The sequence below is a fragment of the Actinoplanes solisilvae genome, assembly GCF_003999975.1.
Taxonomy (GTDB): Bacteria; Actinomycetota; Actinomycetes; order Mycobacteriales; family Micromonosporaceae; genus Actinoplanes; species Actinoplanes solisilvae.
Genome location: NZ_RJAC01000005.1, coordinates 357,517 through 382,554, shown reverse-complemented (window position 1 = coordinate 382,554; position 25,038 = coordinate 357,517). Strand labels below are relative to the sequence as shown.

Annotated in this window: 25 protein-coding genes; 17 read left to right on the top strand and 8 right to left on the bottom strand. The window is 71.3% G+C overall.

Translation table 11 applies throughout. The features are described from left to right. Positions 1 to 8 precede the first annotated feature (8 nt). From EER30_RS17435 to EER30_RS17425, 3 genes are read left to right on the top strand one after another with little or no spacing between them, the layout of a single operon-like run. Entirely contained in the window at positions 9 to 503 is a 495-nt protein-coding gene (locus tag EER30_RS17435) for a PH domain-containing protein (protein ID WP_127501500.1), read from the top strand. After that, positions 500 to 1,864, top strand: a complete 1,365-nt coding sequence (locus EER30_RS17430; RefSeq protein WP_127501499.1) for a PH domain-containing protein — start codon at positions 500 to 502, stop codon at positions 1,862 to 1,864. The genes EER30_RS17435 and EER30_RS17430 overlap by 4 nt, the downstream gene beginning before the upstream one ends. 10 nt (positions 1,865 to 1,874) lie before the next feature. Further along, positions 1,875 to 2,264 carry a thioesterase family protein gene (locus EER30_RS17425; RefSeq protein ID WP_127501498.1) on the top strand — a complete coding sequence of 130 codons (390 nt, stop codon included), beginning with the start codon at positions 1,875 to 1,877 and terminating at the stop codon, positions 2,262 to 2,264. Here the strand turns inward: EER30_RS17425 and EER30_RS17420 are convergent. Continuing rightward, complete coding sequence (locus tag EER30_RS17420) at positions 2,257 to 3,195, bottom strand: carbohydrate kinase family protein (protein ID WP_127501497.1); 939 nt, start codon at positions 3,193 to 3,195, stop codon at positions 2,257 to 2,259. The genes EER30_RS17425 and EER30_RS17420 overlap by 8 nt on opposite strands. A 98-nt stretch (positions 3,196 to 3,293) precedes the next feature. On the opposite strand from EER30_RS17420, the gene EER30_RS17415 reads away from it, so the two are divergent. Both EER30_RS17415 and EER30_RS17410 read left to right on the top strand, forming a co-directional pair. Next, a complete protein-coding gene (locus tag EER30_RS17415) occupies positions 3,294 to 3,953 on the top strand; it encodes a superoxide dismutase family protein (RefSeq protein WP_127501496.1) in 660 nt (219 codons plus the stop codon). A 77-nt stretch (positions 3,954 to 4,030) separates the two neighbouring features. Further along, a complete protein-coding gene (locus tag EER30_RS17410; protein ID WP_127501495.1) occupies positions 4,031 to 5,500 on the top strand; it encodes an aminopeptidase P family protein in 1,470 nt (489 codons plus the stop codon). A gap of 36 nt (positions 5,501 to 5,536) precedes the next feature. Here EER30_RS17410 and EER30_RS47090 read toward each other — a convergent pair whose 3' ends face one another. Beyond that, complete coding sequence (locus EER30_RS47090; RefSeq protein WP_164842355.1) at positions 5,537 to 6,433, bottom strand: DUF4190 domain-containing protein; 897 nt, start codon at positions 6,431 to 6,433, stop codon at positions 5,537 to 5,539. Between the two features lie 61 nt (positions 6,434 to 6,494). Then, positions 6,495 to 6,986 (bottom strand): hypothetical protein, encoded by a 492-nt coding sequence (locus EER30_RS17395; RefSeq protein WP_205650265.1) that lies wholly within the window; start codon positions 6,984 to 6,986, stop codon positions 6,495 to 6,497. Positions 6,987 to 7,137: 151 nt separating this feature from the next. On the opposite strand from EER30_RS17395, the gene EER30_RS17390 reads away from it, so the two are divergent. After that, a complete protein-coding gene (locus EER30_RS17390) occupies positions 7,138 to 7,557 on the top strand; it encodes a YciI family protein (protein ID WP_127501494.1) in 420 nt (139 codons plus the stop codon). Next, complete coding sequence (locus EER30_RS17385) at positions 7,554 to 8,780, top strand: RNA polymerase sigma factor (protein WP_127501493.1); 1,227 nt, start codon at positions 7,554 to 7,556, stop codon at positions 8,778 to 8,780. Before EER30_RS17390 ends, EER30_RS17385 begins: the two co-directional genes overlap by 4 nt. A 51-nt stretch (positions 8,781 to 8,831) precedes the next feature. Here the strand turns inward: EER30_RS17385 and EER30_RS17380 are convergent, their stop codons facing one another. The 3 genes from EER30_RS17380 to EER30_RS17370 all read right to left on the bottom strand — a co-directional run bounded on the left by EER30_RS17380 (position 8,832) and on the right by EER30_RS17370 (position 13,265). Further along, the gene (locus EER30_RS17380) at positions 8,832 to 9,599 is read right to left on the bottom strand and encodes a class I SAM-dependent methyltransferase (RefSeq protein ID WP_164842354.1); all 768 of its coding nucleotides are present in this window, start codon (positions 9,597 to 9,599) and stop codon (positions 8,832 to 8,834) included. A gap of 74 nt (positions 9,600 to 9,673) precedes the next feature. Then, the gene (gene pulA / locus EER30_RS17375) at positions 9,674 to 12,844 is read right to left on the bottom strand and encodes a pullulanase-type alpha-1,6-glucosidase (protein ID WP_240670073.1); all 3,171 of its coding nucleotides are present in this window, start codon (positions 12,842 to 12,844) and stop codon (positions 9,674 to 9,676) included. 31 nt (positions 12,845 to 12,875) lie between these two features. Next, positions 12,876 to 13,265, bottom strand: a complete 390-nt coding sequence (locus EER30_RS17370; protein ID WP_127501491.1) for a DUF6841 family protein — start codon at positions 13,263 to 13,265, stop codon at positions 12,876 to 12,878. Positions 13,266 to 13,455: 190 nt separating this feature from the next. Between EER30_RS17370 and acnA the strand changes: the two genes are divergently transcribed. The 7 genes from acnA to EER30_RS17335 all read left to right on the top strand — a co-directional run bounded on the left by acnA (position 13,456) and on the right by EER30_RS17335 (position 20,551). After that, positions 13,456 to 16,227, top strand: a complete 2,772-nt coding sequence (gene acnA, locus EER30_RS17365; RefSeq protein ID WP_127501490.1) for an aconitate hydratase AcnA — start codon at positions 13,456 to 13,458, stop codon at positions 16,225 to 16,227. 67 nt (positions 16,228 to 16,294) lie between these two features. Further along, on the top strand, positions 16,295 to 16,702 hold the full coding sequence (gene coaD, locus EER30_RS17360; RefSeq protein ID WP_127501489.1) for a pantetheine-phosphate adenylyltransferase: 408 nt from the start codon (positions 16,295 to 16,297) through the stop codon (positions 16,700 to 16,702). Between the two features lie 193 nt (positions 16,703 to 16,895). Beyond that, positions 16,896 to 17,399: a sigma-70 family RNA polymerase sigma factor gene (locus EER30_RS17355; RefSeq protein WP_240670072.1), complete on the top strand. Its 504-nt coding sequence runs from the start codon at positions 16,896 to 16,898 to the stop codon at positions 17,397 to 17,399. Next, the gene (locus EER30_RS17350; RefSeq protein ID WP_127501487.1) at positions 17,396 to 18,475 is read left to right on the top strand and encodes a hypothetical protein; all 1,080 of its coding nucleotides are present in this window, start codon (positions 17,396 to 17,398) and stop codon (positions 18,473 to 18,475) included. Before EER30_RS17355 ends, EER30_RS17350 begins: the two co-directional genes overlap by 4 nt. Continuing rightward, positions 18,472 to 19,356: an ABC transporter ATP-binding protein gene (locus tag EER30_RS17345; RefSeq protein WP_240670071.1), complete on the top strand. Its 885-nt coding sequence runs from the start codon at positions 18,472 to 18,474 to the stop codon at positions 19,354 to 19,356. The genes EER30_RS17350 and EER30_RS17345 overlap by 4 nt, the downstream gene beginning before the upstream one ends. After that, on the top strand, positions 19,353 to 20,195 hold the full coding sequence (locus EER30_RS17340) for an ABC transporter permease (protein ID WP_127501485.1): 843 nt from the start codon (positions 19,353 to 19,355) through the stop codon (positions 20,193 to 20,195). Before EER30_RS17345 ends, EER30_RS17340 begins: the two co-directional genes overlap by 4 nt. Positions 20,196 to 20,305: 110 nt before the next feature. Next, entirely contained in the window at positions 20,306 to 20,551 is a 246-nt protein-coding gene (locus EER30_RS17335) for a DUF2630 family protein (RefSeq protein WP_127501484.1), read from the top strand. 76 nt (positions 20,552 to 20,627) lie between these two features. Here EER30_RS17335 and EER30_RS17330 read toward each other — a convergent pair whose 3' ends face one another. Then, entirely contained in the window at positions 20,628 to 21,545 is a 918-nt protein-coding gene (locus EER30_RS17330) for a serine protein kinase RIO (RefSeq protein ID WP_432417549.1), read from the bottom strand. 146 nt (positions 21,546 to 21,691) lie between these two features. Continuing rightward, positions 21,692 to 22,342, bottom strand: a complete 651-nt coding sequence (locus tag EER30_RS17325) for an HAD family hydrolase (RefSeq protein ID WP_127501483.1) — start codon at positions 22,340 to 22,342, stop codon at positions 21,692 to 21,694. A gap of 165 nt (positions 22,343 to 22,507) precedes the next feature. Between EER30_RS17325 and EER30_RS17320 the strand changes: the two genes are divergently transcribed. The 3 genes from EER30_RS17320 to EER30_RS17310 all read left to right on the top strand — a co-directional run bounded on the left by EER30_RS17320 (position 22,508) and on the right by EER30_RS17310 (position 24,947). After that, positions 22,508 to 23,086, top strand: a complete 579-nt coding sequence (locus EER30_RS17320; protein ID WP_127501482.1) for a TetR/AcrR family transcriptional regulator — start codon at positions 22,508 to 22,510, stop codon at positions 23,084 to 23,086. Positions 23,087 to 23,227: 141 nt separating this feature from the next. Continuing rightward, positions 23,228 to 24,118, top strand: a complete 891-nt coding sequence (locus EER30_RS17315; protein ID WP_127501481.1) for a TIGR04222 domain-containing membrane protein — start codon at positions 23,228 to 23,230, stop codon at positions 24,116 to 24,118. Then, a complete protein-coding gene (locus EER30_RS17310; protein ID WP_240670070.1) occupies positions 24,093 to 24,947 on the top strand; it encodes an MbnB/TglH/ChrH family RiPP precursor modification enzyme in 855 nt (284 codons plus the stop codon). Before EER30_RS17315 ends, EER30_RS17310 begins: the two co-directional genes overlap by 26 nt. Positions 24,948 to 25,038 lie beyond the last annotated feature (91 nt).

Below are 25,038 nucleotides of genomic sequence, written 5' to 3'. Positions count from 1 at the left end.
CTTAAGCGGTGACCGTCGACGCCCTGACCCCCTGGCCCGACACCGTCGAGTGGCGCCCGGTCTCGCCCAAGCTGATCACAGTGGAACTGATCGTCCGCTGGTCCTGGTCGGTGATCGTCGTCGCCGGCCTCGTCGTCGGCCTCGTGTTGCAGGGCCATTGGCTCTGGTGGCTGGGCATCGGGCTGGTCCTGGCCAACGCGATCTGGCGCTCGTTCGTCACCGTGCGCGCCGTGCGGGCCTGGGGCTACGCCGAGCGCGACCAAGACCTGCTGGTCCGCCACGGCCTGCTCGTGCGGCGCCTGTCGATCGTCCCGTACGCCCGCATGCAGTTCGTCGACGTGACGGCCGGCCCGCTCGAACGCGCGTTCGGCCTGGCCACCGTGCAGTTGCACACCGCCGCGGCGGCCAGCGACGCCCGCATCCCCGGCCTGCCCCCAGCCGAGGCGGCCCGCCTGCGCGACCGGCTCACGGCGCTCGGGGAAGACCGGGCCGAAGGCCTGTGACGACCACCGACCCCGCGGGGACGACCGTCGACGAACCCCGGCGCCGTCTGCACCCGCTCAGCCCGGTCCTGCACGGCGCCAAGAGCATCGCGGTCATCGTGGCCGCGCTGTCCTGGCAGACGCTCTCGCAGGTCGGGGTCGAGCGGTTCGCGCTGGTCGTGCTGGTCGTCGCGGTCGGCGTGGTGGTCTTCTCGATCGTCGGCTGGCTCACCACCGGCTATCAGGTGGTCGGCCGCGAGCTGCGCATCTCCGACGGTGTCGTCTGGCGTCGCAACCGGGCCATCCCGCTCGAGCGGTTGCAGACGGTCGAGCTGCGGCGGCCGCTGCTGGCCCAGCTCACCGGGCTGGCCGAGCTGCGCCTCGAGGTGATCGGCGGGGGCAAGACCGAGGCCCCGCTGGCCTACCTGACGGTCCGCGAGGCGACCGCCCTTCGGGAACGGCTCCTCGCGCTCGCCGGCCGTACGCAGTCGGAAGCCGAACCGGCCACCGAGGGCCCGGCAGCCCCGGCGCTGGAGCGTCCGCTCGTCCGGGTCAGCAACCGCGACCTCGTAGTCAGCCAGTTGCTGACCCCGCAAGCGTTCTTCCTGCCGCTCGGCGTGGCCTTCGTGGTGCTCCAGTTCGTGCTGGAGGGCTCGTGGACCTTCGTCGGCATCGCCAGCACGGTGACGGCGATGGCCGGCGTGCTCTTGCAGCCCGTGCGGCGCGTGCTGCAGGACTGGGACTTCCGCCTGGCCCGCGACCCCGAGGGGCGGCTCGCGGTGCGCTACGGGCTGCTCGAGACGCGCAACCAGGTCGTGCCGCTCAACCGGGTGCAGGCCGTCGGGGCGACGTGGCCGCTGCTGTGGCGCGGTCAGGGCTGGCTGCACCTGCGGCTCGACATCGCGGGCAACGCGGGCGAGCCGGGCGGCGACTCGAAACGCTCCGACCGGCTGCTGCCCGTGGGCGACTTCGCGACCGCGCGCGGGCTGGTGTGGGAGGTGCTGCCCGGTGTCGATCTCGCCGCGCTGGCCACCTCGCCGCCGCCGCGACGGGCACGCTGGCTCAATCCGATCTCGCTGCGGTCGCTCGGGGTGGGGTTCACGCCCGAGGTCTTCGTGTCGCGCTGGGGCCTGCTCACCCGTGAGATGCACCTGGTGCCGTACGCCCGGTTGCAGAGCGTGCGGGTCGTTCAAGGGCCCCTGCAGCGTCGGCTCGGACTGGCGACGGTCTATGCCGACACGGCTCGGGGCCGGGCCGGGCAGGCCAAGGACCGCGACCTGGCCGAGGCGTGGGCGCTGGCCGCCGAGCTCGCCTCCCGGGCCCGTAAGGCGCGCAAGCCCGAGGAGCCGCTGAAGGACGAGGCGTATTGGCAGAAGCCTTAGGGTCTATCCCATGGAGTTCCCGGAATTCACGCCCGGTCTGACCGCTCGGGTGGAATTGACCGTCACCGACGCCGACACCGCCCAGTCGCAGGGCTCGGGTGACGTGCCCGTACTGGCCACGCCGCGCGTTCTGGCGCTCGCCGAGGCAGCCACCGTCGCCGCGACCGCCCGCCACATCCCCGGCGGCATCACCACGGTGGGGGTGCGGGCCGAGATCTCCCACCAGTCCCCCACCCCGGTCGGCCGTCAGGTGTACGCCCTGGCGACGCTGGCCAAGGTGGAGGGGCCCCGGCTCTTCTTCGACGTGGTCGTGCGCAGGGACGATGTGCTCGTGGCCGAGGTGCTGGTCGAGCGCCGGGTGCTCGACCGGCAGCGCTTCATCGAGAAGGCGCTCAGCTGAGGGCGCCCCAGCGCTCGGTGACCTCCTCGTTCGTCGGCATCGCCACGGCGCCGCCGCGACGCTCGCAGACCAGTGCGGCCACCGCGAGGGCGAAGCGCACGTTGCGCTGCCAGCCGTCGAGATCCTTGGGCGGGCCGTCGGCGAGCAGACGGCGTACGAGGGCACCCATCACGGAATCGCCGGCGCCGGTCGCGTCGATGGCGTCGACCTTGGGCGCTGCCAGTGTCGCGGTGCCGTCGGCGGCGGCCACGTAGGCGCCCTGGGAGCCCTTCGTGACCACGACGGCCTTGGCACCCAGGCCACGGATGCGCTCGGCGGCCTGCTCGGGCGAGGCGCCGTCGTAGAGCACCTCGGCGTCGGCCGCGCTGAGCTTGACCAGGTCGGCTGTCGCGAAGAACTCTTCGGAGAGCTCGCGCAGGTGGGTCACGGCCGCGCCGTCGGGCAGCAGGGTGGGCCGGGCGTTGGGGTCGAAGACGCGCAGCGGCCCCGGCACGGCCCAGGCGGCGCGGGCGGCGGCCCGGAACGGCTCACGCAGCAGGCTGATCGAGCCGGCGTAGAGCACGTCGGCGCCGGCGATCGTGGCCGTGTCGACGTCGGCCGGTCCGAGCAGCGCGTACGAGGGCGGCTCGCCGTAGAAGGTGAACGTCGGCTCGGCGCCCAGGAAGGTGGTCACGGCCAGCGTGGTGGGTGCGGCGACCCGCTTGACCCCGCCGGTGCCGACGCCACGCTCGGTCAGGAACACCGCGATCCGGTTGCCCAGCACGTCGTCGCTGAGCGAGCCGACGTATTGCACCTGGCCGCCGAGCCGGGTGGCGCCGACGGCGACGTTGAGCGGCGCGCCGCCGATCGCCTGGCGGTAGACCACCTCGCCGCCGTGCTCGGACTCCTGGAGGTCGATCAGCGCCTCGCCGAGCACCACCGCGTAGCCCATGTGCCGTTCCCTCCGTCGGTATTTGCGAACAGCCTTCCGCCCGGGAACCCGGTGCGCCAGTGCTCGCCCATTATGTCCATATTTGAGATGATCAGAGGATGTTGCTCCGTGCGCTCGTCCTCGCGCTCCCCACAGCCCTGCTCGCCGGCTGCGCCAACCCGGCCGAGATCGTCCCCACCACCGGGTCCTCGGTGCTGACCTCGGTCTCCCCCTGGTCGCTCTACCAGGGTTCGACCAGCCCGTCGCCGATCGGCTCGGCATCGCCCGAGATCGTCGCCGCCGGCACCTTCCTGCCGTTCAAGGCCGGGTCAACAGCCATCTCGTACGACCCCAAGGTCGTTCCCCCGGGCGCGAAGGCCACCGTCTCGATCGCCAAGCACCCCGCCGGCATCGAGGTACGCCTGGAGACGGCCGGGCTGATCCCGCGGCGAACCTACGGCGCGCACCTGCACACCAAGCCCTGCGCCGCCCTGCCCGCCGACGCCGGCCCGCACTATCAGCACCGGAAGGACCCGGCGGCCGCCGCCTCGCCGCCCTCGGTCGATCCCTCGTACGCCAACCCGCGCAACGAGATCTGGCTCGACTTCACGGTCGACGGCTACGGCACCGCGACCACCTCGGCCGTGCTGAACTGGACGTTCCCGCCCGGCGCGTCCGCGCGTTCGTTGATCTTGCACGCGGAGCGCACGAAGACCGCCCCGGGAGTCGCGGGCAGCGCCGGCGACCGCGTGGCCTGCCTGACCCTGCCGGAGCGCTGAGAACGCGCCTGCCGGGCGCTCCCACGCGCCGGGCAGGCGGTACCGTCGGGGGCGGATCGACGATCGGAGGCACCACCATGGCCGAGCAGAAGGCCGCGCCACCCGCGGCGAAGACGGAATCGCACGACCCCGCCTTCCCCGAGGCGTTTCTGCAGTTCATGCGGGGCGGGTGGCGTGAGGACCCGCTGGCCGTCAGCCCGCTGCCCGAGGTGCCCAACTACGCCAAGCGGCGCAACGCGCTGTCCGAGGCGTTCCCCGGCGAGACGCTGATCATCCCGTCCGGCAACGAGAAGGTGCGCGCCAACGACACCGAATACTCGTTCCGGCCCGGCAGCGACTTCGTCTACCTCACCGGCGACCGCGACCCCGACAGCGTGCTCGTGCTGCGGCCCAGCGGCTCCGGCCACGACGCGGTGCTCTACACCCACCAGCGCAACTCGAAGGACACCGACGCGTTCTTCCGCAGCCGCAACGGCGAGCTCTGGGTGGGCCGCACCCACACGCTGGCCGAGAAGTCGACCGAGCTGGGCATCGAGACGGCCTCGCTGGGCGAGCTCGGCACCGTGCTGGCCGGCTCGGCCCCGGGCCGCACGAGGGTGCTGCGCGGCTTCGACGCGAACGTCGACCGCGCGATCCTGGCCTACGAGCCCGACCGTGAGAAGCCCCGCGACCGCGAGCTGGCCTGGGTGATCAGCGAGCTCAAGCTGGTCAAGGACGAGTGGGAGATCGCCCAGCTCCAGGCGGCCATCGACGCGACCGTGCGCGGGTTCGAAGACGTGGCGCGGGTGCTGCCGGCCGACCGCGGGGTCAAGGAGCGCCTGCTCGAGGGCGTCTTCGGGCTGCGGGCCCGCCACGACGGCAACGACGTCGGCTACGGCTCGATCGTCGGCGCCGGCGCGCACGCGACGATCCTGCACTGGGTGCGCAACACCGGCGTCACCAAGCCCGGCGAGCTGCTGCTCATGGACATGGGCGTCGAAGGCGAGAACTTCTACACCGCCGACGTGACCCGCACGGTCCCCGTCAACGGGCGGTTCACCCCGCTGCAGCGCCAGGTGTACGACATCGTGTATGCCTCCCAGCAGGCCGGCATGGACGCGATCAAGCCCGGCGTCGCGTTCAAGGACGTTCACAAGACCTGCATGCGGGTGCTGGCCGAGGGCCTGCACGACCTGGGCCTGCTGCCGGTCAGCGTCGACGAGGCGATGAGCGACGACAGCACGATCTACCGCCGCTGGACGCTGCACGGCTTCGGCCACATGCTCGGCATCGACGTGCACGACTGCTCGCACGCCCGCAACGAGACCTACCGCGACGGTCCGCTCGAGGAGGGCTACGTGCTGACCGTCGAGCCCGGCCTCTACTTCCAGCCGGAAGACGAGCTGGTCCCGGCCGAGTTGCGCGGCATCGGCATCCGCATCGAGGACGACGTCCTGGTCACCGCGGACGGCTGCAAGAACATGTCGGCCGGCCTGCCCCGCTCGTCGTCCGAGGTCGAGCAGTGGCTGGCCGCCCAGCGCGAGGCGGGCCCGCGCCTGCCGTCCTGAGGCTGAGGGCGGGATCGGTGACGATCCCGCCCTCGATCAGTCCCGCAGAGACGTCGTACGGGGACCGGAGGGGTCGGTCGCGATGCAGGTGACGCCGCGGTCCTTGGGCCACTCCGACTTGACCGGGGTCAGCGGGAAGTACTCCAGGTCGTCGACCGGGCCGCTCGCGTAGGAGTCGAGGCGCTTGGCGCAGCCGGCGTCGGCCAGGGAGTAGACCTTGTCCTCGCCAGGCCAGGCGCCGGTGGGGAGTTCGAAGGTGCCGAACACCTCGCCCTCGTGCGACACCGAGCACTTCACCACGGGTACGTCGTAGACCGTGTCCTTGTCGCCCAGGTCGCCCACGCAGTCGCCTTCGCGCAGGTTGTAGACGGACACGCGATTGTTGCCGGAGCCCACGGAGTTGGCCGCCTTGTCGTCCCCGTCGTCGGACGCGATCGCGAAGCCGCAGGCGACCAGGTACACGAGCAGCCAGACGCCGGAGATCACCAAGCCGGCGATCGCCAGGCCGCGGCCGCCTTGAGGGCGCTTCTTGATCTGGACGAGCGCGACGATGCCGAAGATGATGCCGAGCAGGCCACCGCCGAGGATGCCCAGAATGAGCGCCGCGATCGCGAAGCCGTTGGTCCCCGTGGCCGGTGGGGGTGGCGGCGGGGCGTAGCCGGCGTACGGGTCCGTGTAGGGCTGAGGAGCCTGCGGGTATCCCGGCGGCGGCGCTGCATAAGCAGGCGGCGGCGGGAAAGCGTTCGGCGGGGGCGGGAAAGCCGTGGTCGGCGGCGGGAAAGCCGTGGTCGGCGGCGGGAAAGCGGTGGTCGGCGGCGTATAGGCAGCGGGCGGCGCCGTCGGGTCGGCGAGCGGCGCCGTTGGATCGGCGGGCAGCGGCGTCGTCGGCTGGCCGTCGGGCGGGGGTTCAGAGGGCGAAGACGGGTGGATCACGCGCGGAACGCTAACAACCGGGACCGATGTCGCGCTGCCCCGCCCGCGTCACAACTCGAAGTCAGCCGGCCTTGTAGTCGCTGACGTTCCAGCACTCGGCGCCGGCCGGACCCTCGTCCGAGACGTTGATGACGACCTTGACCGGGTGTCCGTCGGTGCCGTCGGCGACCGTGGTCACCTCGCCGCCGTCCTCCTTGGCCGTCTGAGCCATGTCGAGCAGCCCCTGCAGCGTGAAGGCCTCGATCTCCTCGCCCGTCTCACCGGTCGCCGGTCCCAGGTCTTCGTCCGCCCCGGCCGAGGGGGTGACCACGGTGGCGTCGAGCCGATCGGTCGACGCGACCGCGCCGTCGGCGACCTTCACCTGATAGCGGCCCAGCGGCTTGGCGTCGTCGCAGCCGCGCGCGAGCACGTACGAGTAGGAGGCCGGCTCGCTCCAGACCGGGGCCGAGGCCGGCGGCTGGGACACGGGGGTCTTCTGTGGCGTCTCGTCCGAGGTGCAGCCGCCCGCCAGCGCCACCAGGACGATCCCGCCCAACGCCCACCCGAGCCGCACAGTTTCTCCCTCTGTCGAAGACGACCCGCAATGTAGCGCAGCCGCGCTCACGAACTATTTTCGCGGGGTCTGTCGATCGGTGTCCGCGCCGTTCGACCTGAGGGTGAGAAGGTCGAGAACGCGACCGCCGAGCGACACCAGGAGAGACGTCATGGCGAAGTACATGCTCATCATGCGCAACACCGACGAGACCCAGGCCAAGATGGCCGACACCCCGTTCGACGAGATGCTCGAGACGGTGGGCCGCTTCAACGAGGAGCTGATCAAGGCCGGGGTGCTGGTGGCCGCCGAGGGCCTCGACGACGCGTCGCAGGGCGTGGTGGTCGACTACTCCGGGGAGACGCCGGTGATCACCGACGGCCCGTACGGGGAGACCAAGGAGCTGTTCGGCGGCTTCTACCTCATCGACGTGCCGACCAAGGAGGAGGCGATCGAGTGGGCCAAGCGCCTCCCCGCGTTCCCGGGCGCGAAGTGCGAGGTGCGCCGGGTGCCGGGCATCGACGAGTTCCCGCAGGACAACGAGTGGATCCGCAAGGAGCGGGCCTGGCGTGAGCAGACCGGGCAGCTGTGAGCTCGCTCGAGGCGATCTGGCGCATCGAGTCGGCCCGGATCGTCGGCGCGCTCACCCGCTACACCGGTGATCTGGAGCTGGCCGAGGACGTGGCCCAGGAGGCAGTTGCCGAGGCGCTCGTCTCCTGGCCCCGCGACGGTGAGCCGGCGAATCCGGTCGGCTGGCTGCTGGCCACGGCCCGGCGGCGGGCGATCGACGCCTTCCGCCGCCGGGCCGCCCGCGACGAGAAATACGCCCTTCTGGCCGTGGAGGACACCGACGGCAGCGACGGACACCTGTGGGATCCGGACCGCATCGACGACGACGTGCTCGCGCTGATGTTCGTCGCCTGCCATCCGGTGCTCTCGCCCGAGGCTCGCGTGGCCCTGACTCTGCGTACGGTCGGAGGGCTGTCCACCGAGGAGATCGCGCGCGCGTTCCTGGTGCCGGTGCCGACGGTCCAGGCGCGGATCACCCGGGCCAAGAAGACGATCGCGGCGGCTCGGGTGCCGTTCGAGGTGCCGCCGGTGGCCGAGCGACGTGAACGGCTCGGCGGTGTGCTCAGCGTCCTCTACGTGATCTTCACCGAGGGCTCGACGGCGACCGCGGGCGACAGTCTGCTGCGACAAGACCTGGCGTACGAGGCCGTCCGGCTCACGCGCACGCTGGCCGCGCTGCTTCCCGGCGAACCGGAGGTGTTCGGGCTTCTCGCGCTGTGCGAGCTGACCGCGTCGCGGTTCCCGGCCCGCACCGGCCCGGACGGCGAGGCGATCCTGCTCGAACAGCAGGACCGTCGGCGCTGGGACCGCTCGGCGATCCGCCGGGGACGGGCCGCCCTGGGTCAGGCCGCCGCGGCCGGTCGCGGTCTGGGCCCGTACGGGTTGCAGGCCGCGATCGCCGCCTGCCATGCCGCCGCCGATTCGGTCGCCGCCACCGACTGGGAGCGCGTCGTGCTGCTCTACGAGGCGCTGGGCCGGGTCGCGCCGTCCCCGGTCGTCGAACTGAACCGAGCCGTCGCGGTGGCGATGGCGGGCAGCCCGGCCGAGGGCTTGCTGATGGTGGACGAGCTGGTCGCCACCGACCGGCTACCGGGCTCGCACCTGGTACCCAGCGTGCGCGGCGAACTGCTGACCCGGCTGGGCCGCACCGCCGAGGCGCGCGCCGAGCTGGAGCTGGCGGCGCGGCTGTGCGCCAACGCCCGCGAACGCGCCGTGCTGCTGGACAAGGCGCGCGCGCTCAACTGACGGACGGCGCGAGGCGCGTGCTCACTTGGCGGACCCGCGCGAGGCGCGCGCTCAGTTGGCGGGCCGCTCCAGGACCAGGAGGTCGCTGTCTTCCTCGACCGGGCCCGGCCGGCGCTCGGCCCGCACCGCCGCGTCGAGGGCGGTGAAGCCCTCGGTGATCTCGTCTTCGGTGAGCCGCTCGAAGGTCGACGACCCACGCAGCTTGAGCCGGTCGGCGTAGTCGGCGAGGCTGGTGGCCAGGCGTTCCTGCACCCGCTCGACGGTCACGAGGCGCAGCCCCGCCTCGTCGAAGGTCTCGAGCAGCGGGTCGAGGCGGGGGAACACCTGCTCGTCGATGAGCCGGATGCCGGGAAAGTAGCTGTACCACGGGAGCTCGGGCATGCGGTCGGGGAACAGGCTGCGGATCAGCGCCCGGCCGCCGGGACGCAGCACCCGCCTGATCTCGCGGGCGGCCGCGGCGTGGTCGCGCACGTGGTGGAGCACGAGGAAGACCAGGACGAGATCGCAGCTCTCGTCGGGCAGCGGGACGGCCGTGGCCGAACCGTCCAGATAGGTCACCGCGGGGTGGGTGGCGTGTTCCTCGGCCAGGGCCCGCATGCGGTCGAACGGCTCGACGCCCCAGACCGGGCCGCCGAACTCGTCGGCCAGCGACGGGGTGAAGCGGCCCGTGCCCGAGCCCAGGTCGAGCACGGTCAGCGGCCGCTGCGGCGGCGCGTAGCGGGCGAAGACGTGCACCCACTCGGTCAGAGTCTCGGGGGGCACCGCGCGGGCACGCGCGTAGACCCGGTGTTGCCGATCGTCGTAGTCCACCTCGCGCACTGCCTCGCCTCCCGATCTCATCCTTCACTGTGCGGCCGTCGACCGCACCCCCCGACACGGATCCGGAAGCGGACTCACAGAAAAGCCTCAGCGATGAAGACCGCTACCGATCGAGGCGGAACGGTCAGACGGCCCGCCACTGCGGTCGCCTTGTGCAGCAACGGATCGACCGACCCGGCCAGGTCGGGGTGCGGGCGCAGGTCGCCGGGGACGGTCTCGACGGCCGTCTCGGCGGTCGCGTTGAAGACGACCACGATCTGGCTCCACCGCGGGTCGAGGCCGGTGCCGTCGAGGCACATGACGATCACGCCGGGCGTCTCACCGGGGCCGCCGAGCGGGAACGAGAGGCGGCGCTGCACCTCGTCGGCCGTGGGCAGGCCGAACACCGGCGACGACCGGCGCAGGCGAAGCAGCTCTCGATAGCGCTCGGCGGTCAGCTCGATCACGTCGGGCGGCGGCACCAGCGCGGGGTCGGCGAGCAGCGGACGGGCCAGCGGCCAGATCTCCTCGTTCTCTTCCGCGGGCGGCAGGCCGAGCCCGAATCCGTTGCCGAGGGCCGGGTCCCAGCGGATCTGGTTGAACCAGTCACCGGAGTTGTGCGAGTTGCGGTCGAGCGATTTCGACCGGAGCCGCTCGCTGCCCATCGCGACGAAACCGGCGCCCTGGCCGAGCACGACCAGCGCGAGCGCGAGCACCTGCAGCCGGGCCCGCTCGACGGGCGCGGTCTCGATCGGCAGTTTGAACGCCATCGCGTCGTACAGGATCTCGTTGTCGTGGGCGTCGACGTAGTTGATCGTCTCGCCGGGGCTCATCGCATAGCCGCTGGGCGAGCCGTTGTAGTCGATCTGGGCGCCGCTCTGCTCGACGCCGGTGTGGGTGACGAACCGGTAGGACGACAACCCGCCGGCCAGGCCCACCTTGATCTGGTCGTGCACGAGCGGGGGCGTGCGGGAGCCGAGCCCGGTGGCGAAGCCCGGTAGCGTTGGATCGCCGAACGAGCCGCCGCCGCGGGCCGCGTCGCGCAGCCGGTCGTTGAACGTGCCGATCCCGGTGCCGGCCATGTTGATCTGGGTGGCCTGGGCGAACCGGGCGTCGTCGGCCACCTCGCCGAAGTTCCACCCCTCGCCGTACAGGCAGATCTCTTTGCCGTCGACGCCGTCGATCTCGGGCGTGAGGTGGTCGAGGTTGACCCGCACCTCGAGGATGTTGGCCCGCGGGTGATGGCCCATCAGGTCGAACCGGAAGCCGTCGACGCGGTACTGCCGGGCCCAGGTGAGCGTCGAGTCGACGATGAGGCGGCTCATCATCATGTGCTCGGGAGCCGTGTTGGGGCAGCAGGTCGACTCGGCGGTCGAGCCGTCGGCCAGCTGACGGTGGTAGTAGCCGGGGACGAGGCGGTCGAGCACGCTGAACCGGTCGAGGCCGTCGGCCATCGTGTGGTTGTAGACGACGTCCATGACCACGCGCAGGCCGGCCTCGTTGAGGGCCTGGACCATGCGGCGGAACTCGAGCACGCGCGACGGCCCGGCCGGGTCGACGGCGAAGCTGCCCTCGGGAGCGGTGTAGTGCCAGGGGTCGTAGCCCCAGTTGAAGCCGTCGTCGTCGGCGACGACCATGACGGCGCGCTGTTGCTCGGGCGAGTCGGGCGGGAAGGCGGTCAGGTCGCAGGCGGGCACGGCCTGGTCGGCGCGGCGGTCGGGCACGGTCGCGAAGTCGAACGCGGGCAGCAGGTGCACGTGGGTGAGCCCGGCCTCGGCGAGCGAGCGCAGGTGGCGCATCGCGGCGGAGCCGGGCCGGGTGAAGGCCGCGTAGGTGCCGCGCTCGGCGGCCGGCACCGTGTGGTCGAAGATCGAGAAGTCGCGGATCGAGACCTCGCTGATCTGCATGCGGGCCGGCGGTACCCCGGGCGGTTTGACCAGCGAATTCCAGCCGGGCGGCGCGAGGGCGGGGTCGTCGAGGTCGACCAGCAGGCTGTGGGTCGAGTCGGGGGCCAGGGCCAGCGAATAGGGGTCGGTGACGCTGGTGGTGACGACCCGCTGGGCGGCCGGGTGCCAGACCTCGACGCGGTAGCGGTAGTAGCGGCCCATCCATTTCGGCTTGAGCGCCGCCGTCCAGACGCCGGTGAGGTCGTCGCGCTCCATCGGCACGAGTTTCGGTTCGTCGCCGGGTGTCTTGAAGAGCTCCAAGGAGACCGTGCGGGCGGTGGGCGCCCACACCGAGAGGCGTTCGAAGGTGAGGCCGAGGTCGGCGTCGGCCGCGTCGGCGTAGAGGTCGTCGAGCACCCCGGCGACCTGCACCCCGGTCAACGCGGTGACCCGGCCGGACGCGTCGCGCCCGGTGACCAGCAGTTGGTCGCGCAGCAGCTCGCTCAGCGCGGAGTCGCCCATCTCGCGTACGGAGAATGCCCGGTAGGCCCGCAGGTGGGGGAACCGGCGGCTCTGGGCCTGGAAGAGACCACCGGGCCGGGGGGTCAGCGGCTGGGCGCCCAGGGTGAACGTCTCGGCGCGGTCGACGATCCAGCCGGGAAGGGCGATGGTCGTGCGGTCGACGAAGACGGCCAGCGAGCGGGCCGGGTCAAGCTCGGGGCCGAGCGTGCCCAGGTCGGGCAGCACCGGCTCGTTCACGCCGGCCAGCAGCCACACCTCGCGGGCCACCGTCAGGTCGAGACGCTGGTCGTCGGGCAGGTCTTTCTCGTCGCCGCGGTGCAGCACGAAGCGCAGGCCGATCGCGCCGGGCCGCACGGGAACCTGGAAGACGGCGCCGAACGTGTCGATGTGGTGCGGGCGGATCGGCCTGCGCCAGACGGGCTTGCTGGGCGTGCCCTCCCAGGCGTGCAGGACCCACCCCGAGTAGTCGCCGTCGGGGCGCCGGTAGTGGATCACGGCGACCGAGGGGTCGTGGGGTGACACGGGCGGTGACGTGTAGACGGCCGGATCGCCCGCCCGCAGCCAGATCTCCGAGGTCACCGAGGGGTCGACGTGACGGTCGGCCTCGACGTCTTTGCCGCCGGCCCCGTCAACAATGACAAACCCGACGTTTCGCGCGTCGTCGGCGAGCCGCACCCAGGCGAACCGGCCGTACGAATCCTCGCCGGCGAAAGGCTGCCCGCCCGGGAACCCGTCGACCTGGCCGGGGACGATGTCGCCCCACGCGTAGAGCCATCGATCGGCCTCTGACCCCGTGAAATGCACGACGAGCCAGCGGACGGCGGCGGTGGTGGCGGGCGCGATCTCCAGCATGGTCACCAGGACATCCTGGCATCAGGGCCGGACACTTTCAGTGCGTCGCGATCACCGTCGTGATCCGGGGGCCGTCGGCGCCGACGCGCAGCAGATAGCTGTAACTCTCGCCCGGCACCGCGTTTCCCCCCGAATCGAGGTATTCCCACTCGACGGCCACCAGGCTCAGCACCGGCGACAGTCGCTGAACGTCGCGAAGCTGCGCGTGCGCGGCCACGATCTGGCGCTCGGCATAGGTCGGGGAGGCCCCGAGGAAGGACAGCGCGACCGCGGCCGGCGAGGCAAAGGTGAAGCTGTACGCGTCGGCGACGACCATGCCCGGCAGCGCGTAGCAATTGGCGATCGCCGCCACATCTCCGCTGGTCAGAGCGATGCCGTAGCGATCGAAGAACTCGCTGAGCCGGCCCAGATCGGTAGGCGCCTCCACGGTTCGAGCAGTGCCCTGGGGGCAACCGGGGTAAACGTGAGATGGAACCGGACCCCGCCTTGCGCCCGCTTACAAGACGGACGTACGGTTTACGAGCAACGTGAACCGAGAGTTAGGTATGCCTAACCCGAAGGCCGCCCTTTCGGTGCGAAAGACTTGAACGACAGTCGCTGGGTGTGAAGGAGATGTTGTGGCCAGCCTCGACACCTTTGGTGCGAAGAGCGAGCTGCGCGTCGGAGACGCGAGCTACGAGATTTTCACGATCGACAAGGTCGAGGGGCACCACCGCCTGCCCTACTCCTTGAAGATCCTGCTGGAGAACCTGCTGCGGACCGAGGACGGCGCCAACATCACGGCCGACCACATCCGCGCGCTCGGCGGCTGGGACCAGACCGCCGACCCCAGCGTCGAGATCCAGTTCACCCCGGCGCGAGTCCTCATGCAGGACTTCACCGGCGTGCCCTGCGTGGTCGACCTGGCCACCATGCGCGAGGCCGTGAAGGACCTCGGTGGCGACCCCACCAAGGTCAACCCCCTCGCCCCGGCCGAGCTGGTCATCGACCACTCGGTCATCGCCGACCTGTTCGGCCGCGAGGACGCCTTCGCTCGCAACGTCGAGCTGGAGTACCAGCGCAACCGCGAGCGCTACCAGTTCCTGCGCTGGGGCCAGACCGCGTTCAACGAGTTCAAGGTCGTGCCGCCCGGCACCGGCATCGTGCACCAGGTCAACATCGAATACCTGGCTCGTACGATCATGGAGCGCAACGGCCAGGCCTACCCCGACACGGTGGTCGGCACCGACTCGCACACCACCATGGTCAACGGCCTGGGCGTGCTGGGCTGGGGCGTCGGCGGCATCGAGGCCGAGGCCGCGATGCTCGGCCAGCCGGTCAGCATGCTCATCCCGCGCGTCGTCGGCTTCAAGCTGCACGGCGAGATGCCCGCCGGCACCACCGCCACCGACCTCGTGCTGACGATCACCGAGATGCTCCGCGAGCACGGCGTGGTCAGCAAGTTCGTCGAGTTCTACGGCCCCGGCGTGAGCGCCGTGCCGCTGGCCAACCGGGCCACCATCGGCAACATGTCGCCGGAGTACGGCTCGACCGTCGCGATCTTCCCGATCGACGACGAGACGATCAAGTACCTCACGTTGACCGGCCGCACCGACCAGCAGGTCGCGCTCGTCGAGGCGTACGCGAAGCGTCAGGGCCTGTGGCTCGACCCGAACGCCGAGCCCGACTACTCCGAGCGCCTCGAGCTCGACCTGTCGACGATCGTCCCGTCGCTGGCCGGCCCGAAGCGCCCGCAGGACCGCGTCCCGCTGAACTCGGCCAAGCGGATGTTCCGCGACGCCCTCACCAACTACGTGACCGACCCCGGCCCGGCCGACGAGGCGAGCGAGGAGTCCTTCCCGGCCAGCGACCCGCCGGCCAACCACGAGGACTCGGCCCGCGACAAGCCGCACGTGTTCAGCGCGGCGAACGGCGCCGACGGCCGCCCCTCCAAGCCGACCCGCGTCGTCGGCGAGGACGGCACCGAGTTCGAGCTCGACCACGGCGCCGTCGTGATCGCCGCGATCACGTCCTGCACCAACACGTCGAACCCGCAGGTCATGATCGGCGCCGCGCTGCTCGCCCGCAACGCCGTCGACCGCGGCCTGAGCCGCAAGCCGTGGGTCAAGACCACGCTGGCGCCCGGCTCCAAGGTCGTCATGGACTACTACGACCGCGCCGGTCTGACGCCCTACCTCGACAAGCTGGGCTTCAACCTGGTCGGCTACGGCTGCACCACGTGCATCGGCAACTCCGGCCCGCTGCCCGAGGCGATCTCGGCCGCGGTCAACGAGGCCGACCTGACGGCGGTCAGCGTGCTCTCCGGCAACCGCAACTTCGAGGGCCGCATCAACCCCGACGTCAAGATGAACTACCTGGCGTCCCCGCCGCTCGTCGTGGCGTACGCGCTGGCCGGCACGATGGACCTGGACATCACCACCGAGCCGCTCGGCACCGGCAGCGACGGCCAGCCCGTCTACCTGAGCGACATCTGGCCCAGCGCCAAGGAGATCGACGAGGTCATCGCGGCCACGATCGGGGCCGCCGGCTTCTCCGACGCCTACGCCGACGTCTTCGCGGGCGACGAGAAGTGGCAGTCGCTGCCCACGCCCGAGGGCAAGACCTTCGATTGGGCCGACGAGTCGACCTACGTTCGCAAGCCCCCTTACTTCGAGGGCATGGCCGCGACCCCGTCGCCCGTGAACGACATCTCGGGTGCCCGGGTTCTGGCCAAGCTGGGCGACTCGGTCACGACCGACCACATCTCCCCGGCCTCATCGATCAAGGCTGACTCGCCGGCCGGTAAGTACCTGGCCGAGCACGGCGTCCCGCGTCACGAGTTCAACAGCTACGGCTCGCGCCGCGGCAACCACGAGGTCATGATCCGCGGCACGTTCGCGAACATCCGCCTCCGCAACCAGCTCGTCCCCGGCGTCGAGGGCGGCTTCACGGTCAACCACCTCACCGGCGACCAGTCCACGATCTACGACGCTTCGGTCGCCTACCAGGAGGCCGGCATCCCGCTGGTCGTCCTGGCCGGCAAGGAGTACGGCTCCGGCTCGTCGCGTGACTGGGCGGCCAAGGGCACCATGCTGCTGGGCGTCCGCGCCGTCATCGCCGAGAGCTACGAGCGCATCCACCGCTCCAACCTCATCGGCATGGGCGTGCTGCCGCTGCAGTTCCCGCCCAAGACCAACGCCGAGTCGCTGGACCTCACCGGCACCGAGACCTTCACCATCACCGGCGTGACGGCCCTCAACGACGGCGACACCCCGCGCACCGTCAAGGTCCGCACCGACACCGGCATCGAGTTCGACGCCGACGTCCGCATCGACACCCCCGGCGAAGCCGACTACTACCGGCACGGCGGCATCCTCCAGTACGTCCTCCGGAAGATGCTGAACAGCTGATTCGCGCTTCATCGGACGCCCCGTCTCCCACTTCCGGGAGGCGGGGCGTTCTTCTTAGGATCGTGGCGTGACTCGCGCGGTCTTCCCCGGCACGTTCGACCCGGTCACGGCCGGGCATCTTGACGTCGTCGAGCGGGCTCGGCGGCTCTTCGACGAGGTGGTCGTTCTCGTGGCGGTCAACGGGGACAAGCAACCCACGCGCGTCGGCGAGACGCGGGCCGAGGCTGTCCGGGCCGCGCTGCCGTCAGACTGGGGGAACGTCAGCGTCGTCGCCTGGCGCGGACTGACCGCCGAATACTGCCGGCGGCACGACGTCGGAGTCATCGTGCGGGGTGTCCGCAACGCGGCTGACGCGCGGCGCGAGCAGGAGCTGGCCGCCATGAACGACGCTCTCGGCGTACCGACGCTGCTGCTGCCGGCCCGGCCGGCGCTGGCCACGGTGCCGTCGACGGCCGTCCGCGCTTCGGAGGTATAACTCCTGCATGCGTATCGGGAACGTGGAAGTTCGCCCGCTCGGTTGTCTCAGCCTGATCATCGTGTCGGTGCTGGCCTCGATCGTGCTGACATATCTGGTCAACGCCCTGCTCTGACGCGACCTGTCACATCGGCGGGGGCGGCGGTGCTTATCTGGCATGGACTTGGCACTGACTCGCGGCGGGGAGGACGGCGTGGCCCTCTCGAGAGCCCCCAACGTCGTGCGGAACGACCTGGAGCAGGTCTTTCGGGAGTCGTACGCCCGGGTGGTGGCCGTCGCGGCACGCGTGCTCGGGTCGAACGACGAGGCCGAGGACGTCGCTCAGGAGGTTTTCCTGACGTTCGGGCGCTCCGACGTTCCGAAGGGCGAGGCCGTCGGGTGGCTGTCGGTGGCGGCGGCGCACACCGCGCTCAATCACATCCGTACGGGTAAGCGACGCGCCGGGCGGGAGGAACGAGCCCGGTCGCACGACACCGTGACGCCTGATGTCGCTGAGGCGGTGGTGGCGTCCGAGGAGCGGCGCCGGGTTCGGCAAGCCCTCGCGCGGCTGCCCCGCAAGCAGGCCGTCGCTCTGGTCCTGCGGCACAGCGGCCTGAGTTACGCCGAGGTCGCCGCCGCCCTTGAACTCTCCCCCGGCAGCGTCGGCACCACGGTGCGGCGGGCCGAGTCCGCTCTGCGTAAGGAGCTAGAGCCATGAAACGCCATCCGGACGACGGTGTGCTGCGCCGCCTCGTGGACGAGCCCACGGGAGTCACCGACACCGACCGCCACCATGTAACGACTTGTCAGATCTGTCAGGCGGGACTGGCGGACGCCCGGCGGGATGCGGAGTTCGCGGCAACGGCCCTGAGCAGCGGAGACCCGGCTTTGAACGGGAGCGTTGCCCCAGCCCCCGCATCGGCCGGTCCCGACCTCGACGCGGCCTGGCAGCGCCTGATCCACACCGGCGACCCGGCCCGGAAGACCAGGACCGCCAGCCGCTGGCGGCGCAGCCCGTTCATCGCCGGCGCCGCCGTCGTGGCGCTGCTGGGCGGCGCCACCGCCGCAGCCGCGGCCGACTGGTTCCCGATCTTCCGTACCGAGCGGATCGCCCCGATCACCGTCCACCAGGCCGACCTGATGGCGATGCCCGACCTCTCCACGTGGGGCGACGTCGAGATCATCTCGAAGCCCGAGATCCACCGGGTCCCCAGCGAGGCGGCCGCCGAGAAGGAGAGCGACCTCGAGCTGCCCCGCGTCGGCAAGCTGCCGCGGGGCGTGACCGGCGATCCGACCTGGCAGGCCGGCCGGCGGATCAGCGCCGAGTTCACCTTCCGGGCCGACAAGATCAAGTCTCCCGCGCCGCCGATGCCCGCCGGGCTCGACGGCAGCAAGTTCCGCCTGACCGCCGGGCCGGGCGCCGCCGCGGTGTGGCAGAGCAACCAGGGCGTGCCCTCGCTGATCGTCGCGCGGGCGGTCGCCCCCACGGCGTACTCGACCGGGGTGCCCTTCGCGACGGCGCGTGACTACCTGCTGTCACTCTCCGGCCTGCCCGAAGATGTCGCCGCGCAGCTCCGGCGTTTCTCGGCCGACGGCACGACGCTGCCGGTGCACGTGATGCCCGAGGAGATGTCGAGTGCCCCTGCCGACGTCAACGGGGTGTCGGCCACGGTGCTGACCTCGAAGGACGGCGTGCTGTCGGTCGTCGTCTGGGTGCAGGGCGGCGTGGTCACCGCGGTGGCCGGGTCGTTGAGCGCCGACGAGGTGCTGACGGTCGCGAGGGGCCTGCGGTGACCGCGGTCTGGGCCTCCGGGCTGCGCAAACGGTACAAGCGGCGGCAGGCCGTGGACGGCGTCTCGTTCACCGTCGGGCGGGGCGAGGTGCTGGGCCTGCTCGGCCCGAACGGCGCCGGCAAGACGACGGTCATCAAGATGCTGCTCGGTCTCGTGCAGCCCGACGCGGGCGAGGTGCTGCTGCTCGGGCGCCGCGGGACGCAGGCCCGGGAGCGGGTCGGCTACCTGCCCGAACTGTTCCGCTACCAGCCGTGGCTCACCGCCGCCGAGGTGCTGCGCTTGCACGTGCGGCTGGCCGGGGCCCACATCCCCGACGACGAGCAGCGCGAGACCCTGGGGCTGGTCGGGCTGGCCGATCGGGCCGGTGACCGGGTGGGCGGCTTCTCCAAGGGCATGCAGCAGCGGCTGGGCCTGGCCGTCGCGCTGGTGGCCCGGCCCGAACTGGTGGTGCTCGACGAGCCGACCAGTGCGCTCGACCCGATCGGCCGGGCCGACGTACGGGATCTGCTCCTGGCCCTTCGCGACAGGCAGGTCGCCGTGCTGCTCAACTCGCACCTGATCGGCGAGGTCGAGAGGGTGTGCGACCGGGTCGTGATCCTCGATCAGGGCCGCATCGCCGCCGAGGGCACGCTCGCCGAACTGCTCGGCCAGCGCGAACTGCGGCTGCGGCTCGACGACGTGACCGCGGCCGCCGAGGACCGCCTCGGCGGCTTCACCCGCGACCAGGACGCGTACGTCGTGCCGATCCCCGACCTCGACGTCGTGCCAGAACTGGTCGCCGACCTGGTCAAGCTCGGTGTGCGGGTGCACGCCGTCGAACCCGGCCGCATCACCCTGGAGGAACGCTTGCTGGAGGTCATCCGGGGCGGTGAGGGCCGATGAGGATCGTGCTCACGATCGCCGCCCTCACGCTGCGCGAGGCGGCCCGCCGCCGGGTGCTGCGCTCGCTGGCCGTGCTCACCGTGCTGCTGCTCGGGCTCAGCGCCTGGGGCTTCTCCCGCATCGACGCCGAGTTCGGCGGGCTGACCAGCGGCGAGTCCCGGCTGGCGGCGGCGCTCGTGCTCAACCTGGTGATGTTCGGGCTGAGCCTGATCGCGGCGCTCGGCACGGCGTTCCTGGCCGGTCCGACCCTATCGGGCGAGACCGAGTCGGGGATCGCCCTGGCCGTGCTGGCCCGCCCGGTGCGGCGCGCGGCGGTGCTGGCCGGCAAGTGGCTGGGCCTGGTCGGCTTCGGCGCCGGTTTCGTGGCCGTGGCCGGCTCGGCCCAGCTCGTCATCGTCAAGGTCACCACGGGGTACTGGCCGCCCGACCCGGTGGGCGGCCTGGCGCTGCTGGCCGGGCAGGCGGTCGTGCTGCTCACCCTGGGCCTCCTGCTCTCCACGGTCATCTCGCCGATGGCCTCGGGGATCGTGGCGGTCGGCCTGTTCGGGGCGACCTGGATCGCCGGCGTGGTGGGCGGGCTCGGCGGCGCCCTCGGCAACAAGAGCGTCGAGCGCATCGGCACGGTCGCGCAGATGCTGCTGCCGACCGACGGGCTGTGGCGCGGGGCGATGCGCGCCTTCCAGGACCCGTCGCTCATCTCGCAGTTCAGCGAGGCCTTCAAGGGCCACCCGTTCCTCAGCTCGGCCCCGCTGACCGGCACCTACCTCGCGTGGGCGGTCGTCTGGGTCGCCCTGGTGCTCGGCCTGGCCGCGGTGTCGTTCCAACGACGGGATCTCTAGCGCCTGTTTCGGGCTGGTGATTCGGGTCGCGGTGCGGTCCAGCCGTGACCGGACGTGATGGTGGCCATGGCCGGGTGAGATCGGCGGCCGCGGGCGCATAGGCTGCCGACATGGATGACAAGACGGTACTGAGCCGCATTCACGGCCTGGTCGACGAGGAGCACCAGCTGCGCGGGCAGCTCAGCCGGGGCGAGATCTCGTCGAGCGAGGAGCACGCCCGGCTGCAGGAGCTTGAAGTGGCCCTGGACCAGTGCTGGGACCTGCTGCGCCGGCGCCGGGCCGCCCGCGAGGTGGGCAACAACCCGGACGCCGAGCAGGCCCACAGCGCCGGCGAGGTCGAGGGCTACCTGCAGTGACGCGGCCTCGGCCGCGGACGCCTGGGTTCAGGCGGCCGCGGCCGACTGGGCCCATGACAAGCGCCACGTCGGCATCTCATTTGAGGCCGGCTTCGTAGAGCAGCCTTTCGAGCAGCTCGTCCGCGTCGACCTTGAGCCCGCGCTGGGTGAACCAGGCCGCCACGTTGCGCACGTCGCGGGCGATGAAGTCGGCGCCCTGCGGGTTGGCCACCACGTCCACGATCTGCGGCAGGTCGATCAGCACGAGCTGCCCCTCGTGCACGAGGGTGTTGTAGGGCGACAGGTCGCCGTGCGCCACCTGCGCGCGGGCCAGCACCGACAGCGCGTCGGTCATCTGCCGCCACAGGTCGGCGAGCTGGTCGGGGTCGGCTCGCACCTGCGCGAGCCGGGGTGCCGCCTCGCCGGTCTCCCAATCGCCGATGAACTCGAGCATCAGCTCGGTGCCGATGAGCTGCACCGGGTAGGGCACCCGCACCAGGCCGCTCTCCTGGCCGACCTGCCACAGGTGGCTGAGCGCGCCGAACTCGGCGATCGCCCACTGGCCGGCGATCATCTCCTTGCCGAACGCGCTGCGGTTGGTCATCGCCCGCATCTCGCGCGAGCGCCGCACCCGGCGTCCTTCGAGGTAGCCGGCGTCGCGGTGGAAGAGCTTGTGGTCGCCGTCGCGGTACCGCTTGGCGGCCAGCATGCTGATCTTGTCGGTGTCCGGGACGGCCCGGCGCACCAGGTAGACGTCGGCTTCCTTGCCGGTCTTCAGCATCCCGAGTTCCGAGTCGACTGCCCCATATTCCGTACGGACCCAGTCCGGCCTCGGCTTGGGTCCATGCAGGGCGCCGTCCCACGTCGACCAGCGGTCGCCGATCTCGGGCAGGTCTGGATCTTCTTGAAGCTGCGGCTGCGGAGCTCCGCGCTTCAGAAACGTCGAATCGTCGTCGTCGAACTTGCGGCGGCCGCGGCGCATGATGGACGGGCCGAAAGAGTCGTGCTCGCGCACTGGAGAGTCTCCTTGAAGAGGAAAGAGGGAAGAAGAATCCGGACAGCAGGCATCGCAATGACAGCCATGAAGTCCACCCCCTTCTCTCGGTCCTCTCGTGCGGACGCGCTAACTCTGCCGACCCGCCGGCGGGCGGCGCAACCTATTTATCGGGCGGTCGCCATGATCGCCGAAATCCCCTGGATCACGTTGCCGACGACCTTGGTGGGCGCGAACCGGTTGTCGACCCAGTCGCGGCCGCGGTGCAGCCACACGCTGGGCAGCCCCATCGCCGCGGCGCCACCGATGTCGGCCTCGGGGCTGTCGCCGACCACCCACGCGCCGCCCAGCCGCATGCGCACCCGCTGGGCGGCCAGCGCGAAGATGCGCGGGTTCGGCTTGCTCACACCGGCCTGTTCCGAGATCACCCAGTCGGCGACGTAGCGGTCGAGACCCGTACGCCGGATTCTGATGTCCTGGATCTCGGCCCGGCCGTTGGTGACCACGACGGGAACGAGCCCGGCGTCCTTGGCGATCTGGAGCGCGCAGCCGACCAGCGGGTCGAGCTTCTCGAACGCGAGTGGACCCTCGTGCAGCTCGTCGACCATGTCGATCGAGGTGACGCCGAGCTGGTAGCGCTCGCGGATCAGGTCGGCCAGGTCCCAGCGCGAGGTCAGACCGTCGGCATCGACGGACAGTAACCATTCGAGATCGTCCTGTGGTGCCCCGATCTCGTCCAGGAATCCCTTGGCCCACAGCCTGAAGGCACCACTGCGGTCGAGCAGGGTGTCGTCGAGAGCTATCAGGACAAGAGGCACCCGGGCACTGTACGTGAGCGAGCCCGGTAGCGAACAGTCCAGGAGTGTTAACAACTTACGGCCGGGATTCCCGAATTCGCATCATCCGTTGGCGTCTGCCCCGGCTCTTGCCAAGACGTACGTACGGATTGCATGCGAACGGGCGTACGTGACACGATCCTGAACGTGCCCCGAGTCAGTCAGGACCAGCTGGACGCCCGCCGTCACGAGATTCTCGCGGCGGCGCGCGACTGTTTCGCCCGGTTCGGCTACGAGGGTGCAACCGTCCGGCGGCTCGAGGACGCGACCGGGCTGTCCCGCGGTGCGATTTTCCACCATTTTCGCGACAAGGAGTCGCTCTTCCTCGCCGTGGCCGAGGATGACGCGGCCGCGATGGTCGAGACCGTCGCCCGCAACGGCCTCGTCCAGGTGATGCGCGACCTGCTCGACCGGGCCGGCAACAGCGACGGCGACACGGCCGGCTGGCTCGGCACCCAGCTCGAGGTCTCGCGCCGGCTGCGCACCGACCCGACCTTCGCCAAGCGGTGGGCCGAGCGCTCCGCGGCCATCGCCGACGCCACCCGCGACCGGCTCCAGCGGCAGCGTGAGGCCGGAGTGCTGCGCGACGACGTCCCAGTCGAGGTGCTGACCCAGTTCCTCGAGCTGGCGTACGACGGCCTGGTCCTTCATCTGGCCACCGGCCGCCCGCCGGGCGAGCTCAGCCGAGTGCTCGATGTCGTCGAAGAGGCGGTTCGCCGACAATGAGGATTCTTCAGGGCGGTGGAGGCCTGGCATCCACGTGCGGCTGGGTGCGACTCGAGGCGGGCCCTGAATAATCCTCGATAGTTGCGACGGTCGTCACAATGAGGCCAGACACCATCGCGACGCGCAGGAAGGTCCCGCCCAATGAACGACACCTGGGGCATCTCCGGTCCGACCTTTCTCACCTATTTCATCGGCGCCATGATCGCGATCGTGATCATCGCCGCGGTCCACCGCAAGGCCCTCTTCCGCGGCGAGCGCCACCCCCGGCTCGACCAGCTCGACCCCCAGCAGTTGGCCTACCTCAACGGCGGCGAGCGCCTGGCCGTCTACGCCGCGATGGGCGGCCTGCGCACGGCCGGCGCGATCGGCTCGGGCCCCGGCGGCACGCTGGTGCAGACCGGACCGCTGCCCGCCGGCACCACCCAGCTCGACAACGCGATCTACAACGCCGCCGGCCGCAACGTGCGCGGCCGCGACCTGCAGGGCGATCAGTGGGTCGCCTCGGCGCTCGAGCAGTTGCGCGACTACCTCGAGCGCGGCGGCCTGGCCGTCAGCGCCGCCCAGATGCGTGAGGCCCGCCTCTGGATCCTCGGCGGGGTCGCCCTCGTGGTGGTCGGCGTCGCCCGCATCTTCGCTGGTGCCGCCAACGACAAGCCGGTCGGCTTCCTCGTCGTCGCCACCATCGCGGCGTTCCTGCTGACCCTGACCCTGCTGCGCCGCCGCCGCTGGTCGACCGACTCCGCGCGCCGGGGCATGGCCAACCTGCGCCTCCACCACAAGCACCTGTCGCCCAACGAGTCCCCGGCCTACGCGACCTACGGCGCGACCGGCGCGGCGATGGGTGTGGCCCTCTGGGGCGGCGCCGCCCTCTACTCGATGGACCCGGCCTTCGCGGCCGAGGCCGAGGTGCAGCGCAACGCCACTGCGAGTGGTACCTCCGGCGGGGACGGCGGCGGCTCGAGCTCGGACGGCGGGGGCTCCTCCTGCGGAGGCGGCGGTGGTTGCGGTGGCGGCGGCGGTTGCGGTGGCTGAGACCGTACGCCCCCCGGCCGCGTACGGCGTCGGCATCGGCTGGCGGCCCGAGATCGCCGGCTTCGTCGAGGCGCTGCCCGGCCTGCGCTTCGCCGAGGTGGTCGCCGAGTCGGTCCACGCCCACGACACGCTGCCCCCGGCCCTGCAGACGCTGCTCGAGCGCGGGGTCACCGTCATTCCCCATGGCGTACGCCTTTCGCTGGGCGGCGCCGAGGCGGTCGACCCGGCCCGGGTGGAGCACTTCGCGGCCGTGGCTTCGCGGCTGGGCGCTCCGCTGGTCAGCGAACACATCGCCTTCGTGCGCGCGGGCGGCGTCGAGGCCGGTCACCTGTTGCCGCTGCCGCGCTCACGCGAGGCCGTGGACGCGGTGGTGGCCAACGTGCGCCGGGTTCAGCAGTCCCTGACGGTCCCGATCGCGCTCGAACCGATCGCCGCCCTCTTCGACTGGCCCGACGACGAGCTGACCGAGGCCCAGTTCCTCACCGAGATCCTCGACCGGTCGGGCGCGATGCTGCTGCTCGACGTGGCCAACGTCTACGCCAACGCCCGCAACCGCGGTACTGACCCGCTCGAACTGCTCGACGAGTTGCCGCTCGACCGGGTGGCCTACGTCCACGTGGCCGGCGGGGCCGAGCACCAGGGGCTCTATCACGACACCCACACCGACGCGGTTCCCGACGAGGTGCTTTCGCTGGTCGCGGCCCTGTGCGAACGACACCGCCCGCCGGCCCTGATGCTCGAACGCGACGGCGACTACCCACCCGCCGACGCCCTGGCCACCGAGCTGGACGCGATCGCCAAGGCCGCCGGCTACCCGGCGATCACATGATGGGCTCGAAGCCGTCGGCTCCTCACGGCCCGGATTCCCCGAGCCCGACCCGGCGGGCGCAGGCCCCGGGCCTCCCCGCCGGGGTCGAGGG

Excerpts from the sequence above, each read along its gene's own strand:
- EER30_RS17420 (WP_127501497.1), bottom strand. The coding sequence starts at position 3,195 with ATGGGCTACGCGGTGGTGCTCGGCGAGGCGCTGATCGACCTCCAGGAG.
- EER30_RS17415 (WP_127501496.1), top strand. The coding sequence starts at position 3,294 with ATGTTGCTCCGTGCGCTCGTCCTCGCGCTCCCCACAGCCCTGCTCGCC.
- EER30_RS17410 (WP_127501495.1), top strand. The coding sequence starts at position 4,031 with ATGGCCGAGCAGAAGGCCGCGCCACCCGCGGCGAAGACGGAATCGCAC.
- EER30_RS17350 (WP_127501487.1), top strand. The coding sequence starts at position 17,396 with ATGAAACGCCATCCGGACGACGGTGTGCTGCGCCGCCTCGTGGACGAG.
- EER30_RS17335 (WP_127501484.1), top strand. The coding sequence starts at position 20,306 with ATGGATGACAAGACGGTACTGAGCCGCATTCACGGCCTGGTCGACGAG.
- EER30_RS17425 (WP_127501498.1), top strand. The coding sequence starts at position 1,875 with ATGGAGTTCCCGGAATTCACGCCCGGTCTGACCGCTCGGGTGGAATTG.
- EER30_RS17390 (WP_127501494.1), top strand. The coding sequence starts at position 7,138 with ATGGCGAAGTACATGCTCATCATGCGCAACACCGACGAGACCCAGGCC.
- EER30_RS17315 (WP_127501481.1), top strand. The coding sequence starts at position 23,228 with ATGAACGACACCTGGGGCATCTCCGGTCCGACCTTTCTCACCTATTTC.
- EER30_RS17340 (WP_127501485.1), top strand. The coding sequence starts at position 19,353 with ATGAGGATCGTGCTCACGATCGCCGCCCTCACGCTGCGCGAGGCGGCC.